The organism is uncultured Salinicola sp. (genome assembly GCF_937921195.1).
In the GTDB taxonomy this organism is placed as follows: Bacteria; Pseudomonadota; Gammaproteobacteria; order Pseudomonadales; family Halomonadaceae; genus Salinicola.
This window is the reverse complement of sequence record NZ_CALFQK010000215.1, coordinates 24,622-32,165: the sequence shown is the minus strand read 5'-3', so window position 1 is coordinate 32,165 and position 7,544 is coordinate 24,622. Positions and strand designations below refer to the sequence as shown.

The following is a 7,544-nucleotide window of genomic DNA, read 5'->3' as shown; positions in this document are numbered from 1 at the left end:
AGCGAGTCGCAGAGTGAATCCTGCAGCGTGAGCAGATAGTCCTTGACGCTTTCGAGATGGGGATGTGCCACGGTCATCGTTCCTTCGGGTCCGGAGAATATGAGTTCAGGGCGGGCATCGGCACTGCGGCTGCGCACGGCCCGGCACCTTCAGGCGCGCAGCAGCCGGCCGGTCATCAGGTCGCGGATGGTGCTTGGCCGGTCGCGTCCACCGAGCGGCCCATCGACGATCGCACCCAGCGCACCGCCGAATGTCCGGCGCACTTCGTCGGCGCTCATCGCCGGCGCTTCGCCCGCACGATTGGCCGAGGTCGACACCACGGGTCCCCCCCAGGCGGCGCACAACCGCTGCACCAGCGGATGGTCGCTGACACGAACCGCCAGCGTGGGATGACGTCCTCTCAGCAGCGGCCTGGCCCGGCCATTGTCGGGTATCAGCCAGGTGTGAGGTCCCGGCCAGGTCTCAAGGAGGCGTTGCCGGGCGCCTTCGTCGATGCCCTCGAGCCAGTCCGAGAGCTGCCGGATGTCGCCGGCGATCAGGATCAGGCCCTTTTCGCTGGCGCGCCCCTTGAGCGCGATCAGCGACGCCAACGCCCGTTCATCGTCCGGATCGCAGCCGAGCCCCCATACCCCTTCGGTCGGATAGGCGATGATCCCTCCCTGCCGCAGGGAGGAGACCGCCGCCGAGAAATCTTGATGCATCTGGGTCTCTCTATCTGGGAAAGCCTGGATCTCTCTTCTAGGAAAACCTGGGTCTCTCTTCTGGGACAACCTGGGTCTCTCTTCCACCGGCATCCGGGCCTTGCTTCCGCCACAGTCCGGCTGCCATTTCCACGACAGTCGAGCTGCTGCCCATGGGCCGAATTCTAACACGCCGGCAAGCGGCCGGGCCGTGCTCCAACGTCGCACCCCAGACCCGCTCGAGGTGGCGAAGGCGCCTGGCGGCGGCCATATTGAGGGAGCGGATGTTCATCGACCGAACAGGACAATCAAGGAACCGCCAATGCCCCGCTCATCGCTGCCCCCGATACTCCTCTCGCTGGCGCTGACCGGCGGTCTCGCCGCCTGCGCCCAGCAGCCGGCGCAACCGCCCGCCCCGCGAGTCTCCCTCGCCGACGAACTGGTGATGGCAACGGTCTGGATGCAGTCCTCCGGCGAGTACGCCGCGCTCAGCCACCAAGCCTTCAACCTGGCCCGCATGAACCTGGACCGCGCGCTCGCCGCGCCTGGCAGTCAGACCCAGCGCCCGCCGGCGATCATCGTCGATGTCGACGAGACGGTACTCGACAACAGCCCCTACGAGGCGTGGCTGATCGCCAACGACGAGAACTACGCCAGCGACAGCTGGCACCAGTGGGTGGAGAAGGCCAGCGCGGTACCGATGCCGGGGGCGAAGTCCTTTCTCGACTACGCCGCATCGCGGGGCGTGGAGATCTTCTACGTCACCAACCGCCGCGACAATGAAACGGAGGCGACGCTGCGCAACCTGCGCCAGGTCGGCTTCCCCGATGCCGACGGCGAGCACTTCCTGCCGCGTACCGACTCGAGCGACAAGACGGCCAGGCGCCTGCGCGTCGCGCAGTCGCATTGGGTCGTGCTGCTGATGGGCGACAATCTGGGGGATTTCTCCCAGGGATTCGACCGCGAGAGCGCCGCGGCGCGACGCGCCGCCGTCAATGCCCAGGCTGACGCTTTCGGCAGCCGCTACATCGTGCTGCCCAATCCCGCCTACGGCGCGTGGGAGGAAGCGATCTACGGCGGGGACTGGAGCCTGAGCGACGAGCAGAAGTCACGTGCTCGCCGCAATCACCTCGAGGTATGGGGCGGGCCGACACCCTGAAACCTGGCCCGGGGCGAGCAGGGAGGGCGTCAACGCCCTCTCCTGACCCAGCCGCCCGTGGTCTGGACGACCCAGCCATCGAGCTCGAGTTCGAGCAGGCCCAACTGGATGTCGGCGACGGACAGCCCGGTCAGCTCGACCAGCAGATCCACCGGCGTCGGTGCGTCGCTGAGGGCCGCCAGTAGCGGCGACGCCGGTCTCTCGATCGCCGCCGCCTCGGTCGACGGCGCCGGGCTGGCGACCTCGTCTCCCATCGGCCCGGGCGCAGCCGACCGTCGGCGCGGCGGCCGGCCCGGCGGGTCGGATGGAGGCGTGATGGCGGACTCGGGGGTGGATATCGGCACCTGCCAGGGCGAGAGATCGCCCACGATGTCCTCCACATGACGCACCAGCGCGGCCTCGCCCTGCCGGATCAGGCGCAGGCAACCCTCGGACTGGGGATTGTGAATCGACCCCGGTATCGCGAACACCTCCCGGTTCTGCTCCAGCGCCAGGCGCGCGCTCACCAGCGAGCCGCTCTTCTCCGCGGCCTCCACCACCAGTACACCCTGGGAGAGCCCCGTGATCAGCCGGTTGCGTCGGGGAAAGAAGCGCGGATGGGCCCGCGTCTCCGGCGGATGTTCGGAGATCAGCAGCCCGGCCCCTTCCAACAGCTCCCGGAAGAGCGGGGCATGACGCGGCGGATAGATCACGTCCACCCCGCAACCCAGCACGCCGATGGTCGCGCCGCCGGCCTGCAGCGCCGCCCGCTGTGCGGCGCCGTCGATACCCAGCGCCATGCCACTGGCGATGCAGAATCCCTTGCCGACGAGATCCCTGGCGAAACGCACGGCGTTGTCCTGCCCTTCCCGCGTGGGTCGCCGGGTGCCGACCATCGCCATGGCGGGCTGCGAGAGTACCGAGAGCTCTCCCTTGGCCCACAGCACCGTCGGCGGGTCCGGCAGTTGGGTCAGCAGCTCGGGCCAGACCGGATGACCGGGATGGAGCAGATGACGCCGCGGGTCGGCACGCTCCCACTCGATCGCCGCGTCGACTGCCGGCGTGATCGGGCTACGCGAGGGGTGTTCCAGCCACAGCCGCAGCGGCTGGGCCAGGCTGGCGGGTAGCGCCGCCAGCCAGCCCTGCGGCCATGCCAGGTCGCCCCCCTCGCGCCATCGCCGCATCAGCGGCGCCAGCCGGACCGGGCCCAGGCCGGGGAGCGCGTTCAGTGCCAGCCAGTCGCGCAGCGTCGGGCTCACCGCGAGCACTCGCCGGCCTGGCGGCGAGCCGCCGTCGTCGATGCCGCGCTCAAGGCGCCCCTCCCATGGCCACCGCCTCGCGAAGATCGCGCGGCACGACGAGGCGATCTCCCACCGCCAGCGGCTGGGACGCCCGCATGACCAGGGCGTAGCTCAGGTGTTCGAAGACGCGGAAGACCATCACGGCCCCTGCCTCGCTATCCGGCAGCGTCACCCAGGCATCGCGACTGTCGTCATGCACGCGTTCGCCCTGACGCATCGCCTGCAGCACGTGCCCGGTCTCGAGTCCGTCGGCGCGACCGCGGTCGATCGCCACCACATCGTAGCGACCGATGAAACGCACCCCGGCCGGGACGGAAAGAATCGTCGCGACCACCGGTGTCTCGGGCGCCCGCGGCTGGAACCGAGTCGCGATGCCGCCTTCGGTCAGCGCCAGCAGATAGTCGCCGCTGCGGATCTCCTGGACCGCGTCCTGTACTTCCAGTTCGCCGACTTCGTTCACGCTTCGAACCACCTTGGCGTGTCCGAGCCGCCGCAGCTCCAGCCCTCGCAGCGTCCGGCCGAGCGCCTCCTGACCGGGCGTCGTCCCGGCCTCCGGCTGTTGCGCCGCCTGACGGGGGGCAGCGGTCGGCAGGGGAATCCGATAATCGGTTCCCGGCCGATAGACGCCCAGTGTCGTGCCCACGGGCGGCAGGGCTCCATGCGCGTAGAGCGTGTCGCCGGCGCCACTCAGCAGCCGCTGCGACTGCCCGGCAACGACCGTCGGCGCGTCATCGAGAATGGCGGGATCGACGATCTGATAGGCGTCGAGGAAGACCTTGATGCGATCCAGCGGCAGACCCGGCACGGCATCCCGCGCCGGCGCCCGGCGCACGCCGGGCGAGAGCCGCACCGTCTGGCCGCGCCCGCGCTCCAGGGAGAGCCGGGGTGCGCCAGCGTCGAGTCTGAGCAGGTCGCCGGGATAGAGTTTCTGGGGCGAGGACAGCTGCGGGTTCTGACGCCACAGCGCCTGCCACTGCCACGGCGAATCGAGAAAGCGCGAGGCGATTCCCCACAGCGTGTCGCCCTCGCGCACGGTGTATCGGGCGGGCGCGTCCGCCTTGAGCGACAGCGCCCATGCCGGAGTCGGCAGCGCCACCATCATGCTCACGCCGCCGGCCAGCAGCCAGCGCCACATCATGGCGCGCCCGCGGCGCGGCCGCGCCCTCTCCAGACTGATCATTGGCGTCGTCCCACCGGTGATTCCCTCGAGGTATTGCTGCATAGATCGGCGCCGCAGCGCCGGACTTGAGGGTCCGGCACCCCGGGATCGTCGCTCGCGAGCCTCGAACCGGCGCGGCGGTTTCCCCGCCGACGCTGTCGATCTACAATAGTGAGTTAACGCCACTCATGCCGATAGGCACGCAAAACGACTATGGCCATCAGAACCATTCTTCAATACCCCGATCCGCGCCTGCGCACCAAGGCCGCGCCGGTCGATCAGGTCGACGACGGCATCCGCACCCTGGTCGACGACATGCTGGCGACGATGTACGACGCCTCCGGCATCGGTCTGGCAGCGACGCAGATCGACGTTCACCAGCGCGTGATCGTCATGGACGTCAGCGACGACCGCAACGATCCGCTGGTGCTGATCAACCCGAGCTACGAGCCGCTGGACGACGAGCGCGAGCCGCTGCAGGAAGGCTGCCTGTCGATACCCGACTACTACGCCGAGGTACCGCGGGCGCTGCGCGTTCATCTCAAGGCGACCGATCGCGACGGCAACGGCTACGAACTGGACGCCGACGGCCTGCTGGCCCACTGCATCCAGCACGAATGCGACCACCTGGAAGGCGTACTGTTCGTCGACTACCTGTCGCCGCTCAAGCGCGACCGCATTCTCAAGAAGATGCAGAAGCGCCAGAAGCAGGAAGCCTGATCGCCTGCCTCGTCGATCCGCGGGCTTTCCAAGGCCGGCCGTCCCCGCGACGCCGGCCTTTCGTCATTCCCCGGCATCGTTCATCTTCAAGCATCAGGAACCTATCGAATGCCTCATCGTGAAGGGCAGTCGCTGCGGATCGTCTTCGCCGGTACGCCCGACTTCGCCGCCGAGAGCCTGAAGGCGCTGCTCGCCTCCCGCCATCGGGTGGTTGGCGTCTACACCCAGCCGGACCGCCCCGCCGGCCGGGGGCGCAAGCTCACGCCCAGTCCGGTCAAGACATTGGCGCTCGAGCACGATCTGCCGGTGGAACAGCCGCTCAGCCTCAAGCACGAGGACGCCCAACGACGGCTGGCCGACTTCGCTGCCGATGTGATGGTCGTGGTCGCCTATGGCCTGCTGCTGCCGCAGGCGGTGCTCGACACTCCCCGGCTGGGCTGTCTCAACGTGCACGCCTCGCTGTTGCCGCGCTGGCGCGGGGCGGCGCCGATCCAGCGCGCCATCGAGGCCGGCGACAGCGAGAGCGGCATCACCCTGATGCAGATGGATGCCGGTCTCGACACCGGCGACATGCTGCTGATCGAACGGACCCCCATCGACGCCACCACCACCGGCGGTGACCTCCATGATCGCCTTGCCGAGCTCGGTGGCCGGACACTGGTCGAGGGCGTCGATGCGCTGGCCGAGGGCGGCCTGAGTGTCACGCCGCAACCGGCGTCCGGCGTCACCTACGCCAACAAGCTCTCCAAGCCCGAGGCGGAGCTCGATTTTCGCCAGCCGGCGGCGGCGCTGTCGCGCCGGATTCGCGCCTTCAACCCCTGGCCGGTGGCCTGGACCCGGCTCGACGGCGAGCCACTGCGGCTATGGTTCGCGACCCCGGAAACCGAAGCCAGCGGCAAGGACACCGTGCCAGGCACGCTGCTCGAACCCGACGCGGGCGCGATCCGCATCGCCTGTGGCGATGACGGCCGCGACGTCCTGCGCGTGACGCAGTTGCAGATGCCGGGCGGCAAGCCGCTCGCGGCCCGCGACCTGCTCAACGCCAACCATCCCCGTCTCAGCCCCGGCCAGCGCCTGGGCCAGCCCAAGGAAGCCGACCGATGAATCCTGGCGATACCCGCGCCTTTGCCGCGCGACTGCTGGTACCGGTGCTCGACGGCAAGGGGTCGCTCTCCGGTCTCGATGCCGACCTGGCCGCCAGCGTGATCAAGGAGCGCGACCGAGGCTTCGTCAAGGCGCTCTGCTACGGCGTCTGCCGCGCCCATCCACGCCTCGATGCCCTGGCTGGCCAGCTGCTGCGCCAACCCATGAAGCAGCGCGATACCGACATCCAGGCGCTGCTGCTGATCGGGCTGTACCAGATCCTCCATATGCGCGTACCGCCCCATGCCGCCGTCAGCGAAACGGCGGGCGCCGCGCGCGCGCTCGGCAAGGGGTGGGCGACGAAAGTGCTCAATGGCTGCCTGCGCCGGTTCCAGCGCGAGTCGGTGGCGCTGCAGGCCAAGGTGGACAAGGACGCGCCGGTCGCACTGTGGCATCCCGCGTGGCTACTGCTGGAGTTCCGCGATGCCTGGCCTGACGACTGGCGCGCGATCTGCGAGGCCAACAATGAGGCGGGGCCGATGACGCTGCGCGTCAACCGGCGTCGCGTCACCCGCGAGGCTTACCTGAAACGGCTCGAGACCGCGGGGCTCGACGCGACACCCTGCGAATTCGCCGAAGACGGCGTTCGGCTGGCGACCGCCTGCGACGTGACCCAGTTGCCCGGCTTCGCCGACGGCGACGTCAGCGTCCAGGACGAATCGGCCCAGCTCTGTGCCGACCTGCTGGCGCCGGTTCTCGGCGATACCGAAGGTAAACGCGTGCTCGATGCCTGCAGCGCCCCCGGCGGCAAGACGGCCCACCTGCTCGAACGTTTCGCCCCTGAACTCACCGCGCTGGACATCGACCCGTCGCGCCTGAAGCGGGTCGCGTCGACGCTGCAGCGACTGGGTCTCGACGCCAGGCTTCGGGCTGCCGATGCCAGCGATCCGAAAGCCGACAGCGAATGGTGGGACGGCCAGCCGTACGATGCGATCCTGCTCGACGCCCCTTGCTCCGGCACCGGCGTGATTCGACGCCATCCGGATATCAAGCTGACCCGTCGCCACAGCGACATCGCCGAACTGGCGGCGCTGCAATCGCGTCTGCTGGATACGCTTTGGAGCAAGCTCGCGCCGGGCGGTGTCCTGCTCTACGCCACCTGCTCGGTGCTGCCGGCGGAAAACGAAGCCCAGATCGACGCCTTCCTGGCACGCACGCCGGAGGCCGACGCCGACATGCCCCGGGAGCTCGACTGGGGCCGCCCAACCGGCCATGGCCGGCAGCTGCTGCCGATACCGACAGGCCACGACGGCTTCTTCTATGCACGGCTGCGCAAGCACGCCTGACCGTCTCTCCGTCGTCCCCATCTCGACAGTCACGCCAACGGGATAGCGCGACGCCCCGACGTAGACCACGACACGTCGGGGCGGCCCGCACTTGCGACATCCCCGCCCGCCTTCGAT

Annotated in this window: 7 protein-coding genes; 4 read left to right on the top strand and 3 right to left on the bottom strand. The window is 69.1% G+C overall.

Annotation, left to right across the window (positions count from 1 at the left end; translation table 11 throughout):
* Positions 1–149 precede the first annotated feature (149 nt).
* Positions 150–701: a Sua5/YciO/YrdC/YwlC family protein gene (locus Q0602_RS25235; protein WP_298849031.1), complete on the bottom strand. Its 552-nt coding sequence runs from the start codon at positions 699–701 to the stop codon at positions 150–152.
* Positions 702–1,002: 301 nt separating this feature from the next.
* On the opposite strand from Q0602_RS25235, the gene Q0602_RS25230 reads away from it, so the two are divergent.
* Positions 1,003–1,839, top strand: a complete 837-nt coding sequence (locus Q0602_RS25230) for a 5'-nucleotidase, lipoprotein e(P4) family (RefSeq protein WP_298849029.1) — start codon at positions 1,003–1,005, stop codon at positions 1,837–1,839.
* A gap of 29 nt (positions 1,840–1,868) precedes the next feature.
* On the opposite strand, the gene dprA is transcribed toward Q0602_RS25230, so the two are convergent.
* Both dprA and Q0602_RS25220 read right to left on the bottom strand, forming a co-directional pair.
* On the bottom strand, positions 1,869–3,077 hold the full coding sequence (gene dprA / locus Q0602_RS25225) for a DNA-processing protein DprA (protein ID WP_298849027.1): 1,209 nt from the start codon (positions 3,075–3,077) through the stop codon (positions 1,869–1,871).
* Between the two features lie 49 nt (positions 3,078–3,126).
* Positions 3,127–4,341: a LysM peptidoglycan-binding domain-containing protein gene (locus Q0602_RS25220; protein WP_298849025.1), complete on the bottom strand. Its 1,215-nt coding sequence runs from the start codon at positions 4,339–4,341 to the stop codon at positions 3,127–3,129.
* Between the two features lie 150 nt (positions 4,342–4,491).
* Between Q0602_RS25220 and def the strand changes: the two genes are divergently transcribed.
* The 3 genes from def to rsmB all read left to right on the top strand — a co-directional run bounded on the left by def (position 4,492) and on the right by rsmB (position 7,427).
* The gene (gene def, locus Q0602_RS25215; protein WP_295036571.1) at positions 4,492–4,998 is read left to right on the top strand and encodes a peptide deformylase; all 507 of its coding nucleotides are present in this window, start codon (positions 4,492–4,494) and stop codon (positions 4,996–4,998) included.
* 108 nt (positions 4,999–5,106) lie between these two features.
* Positions 5,107–6,102 (top strand): methionyl-tRNA formyltransferase, encoded by a 996-nt coding sequence (gene fmt, locus Q0602_RS25210; protein ID WP_298849023.1) that lies wholly within the window; start codon positions 5,107–5,109, stop codon positions 6,100–6,102.
* A complete protein-coding gene (gene rsmB / locus Q0602_RS25205; protein WP_298849021.1) occupies positions 6,099–7,427 on the top strand; it encodes a 16S rRNA (cytosine(967)-C(5))-methyltransferase RsmB in 1,329 nt (442 codons plus the stop codon). The genes fmt and rsmB overlap by 4 nt, the downstream gene beginning before the upstream one ends.
* Positions 7,428–7,544 lie beyond the last annotated feature (117 nt).

Excerpts from the sequence above, each read along its gene's own strand:
- Q0602_RS25235 (WP_298849031.1), bottom strand. The coding sequence starts at position 701 with ATGCATCAAGATTTCTCGGCGGCGGTCTCCTCCCTGCGGCAGGGAGGG.
- Q0602_RS25220 (WP_298849025.1), bottom strand. The coding sequence starts at position 4,341 with ATGCAGCAATACCTCGAGGGAATCACCGGTGGGACGACGCCAATGATC.
- def (WP_295036571.1), top strand. The coding sequence starts at position 4,492 with ATGGCCATCAGAACCATTCTTCAATACCCCGATCCGCGCCTGCGCACC.
- Q0602_RS25230 (WP_298849029.1), top strand. The coding sequence starts at position 1,003 with ATGCCCCGCTCATCGCTGCCCCCGATACTCCTCTCGCTGGCGCTGACC.
- fmt (WP_298849023.1), top strand. The coding sequence starts at position 5,107 with ATGCCTCATCGTGAAGGGCAGTCGCTGCGGATCGTCTTCGCCGGTACG.
- rsmB (WP_298849021.1), top strand. The coding sequence starts at position 6,099 with ATGAATCCTGGCGATACCCGCGCCTTTGCCGCGCGACTGCTGGTACCG.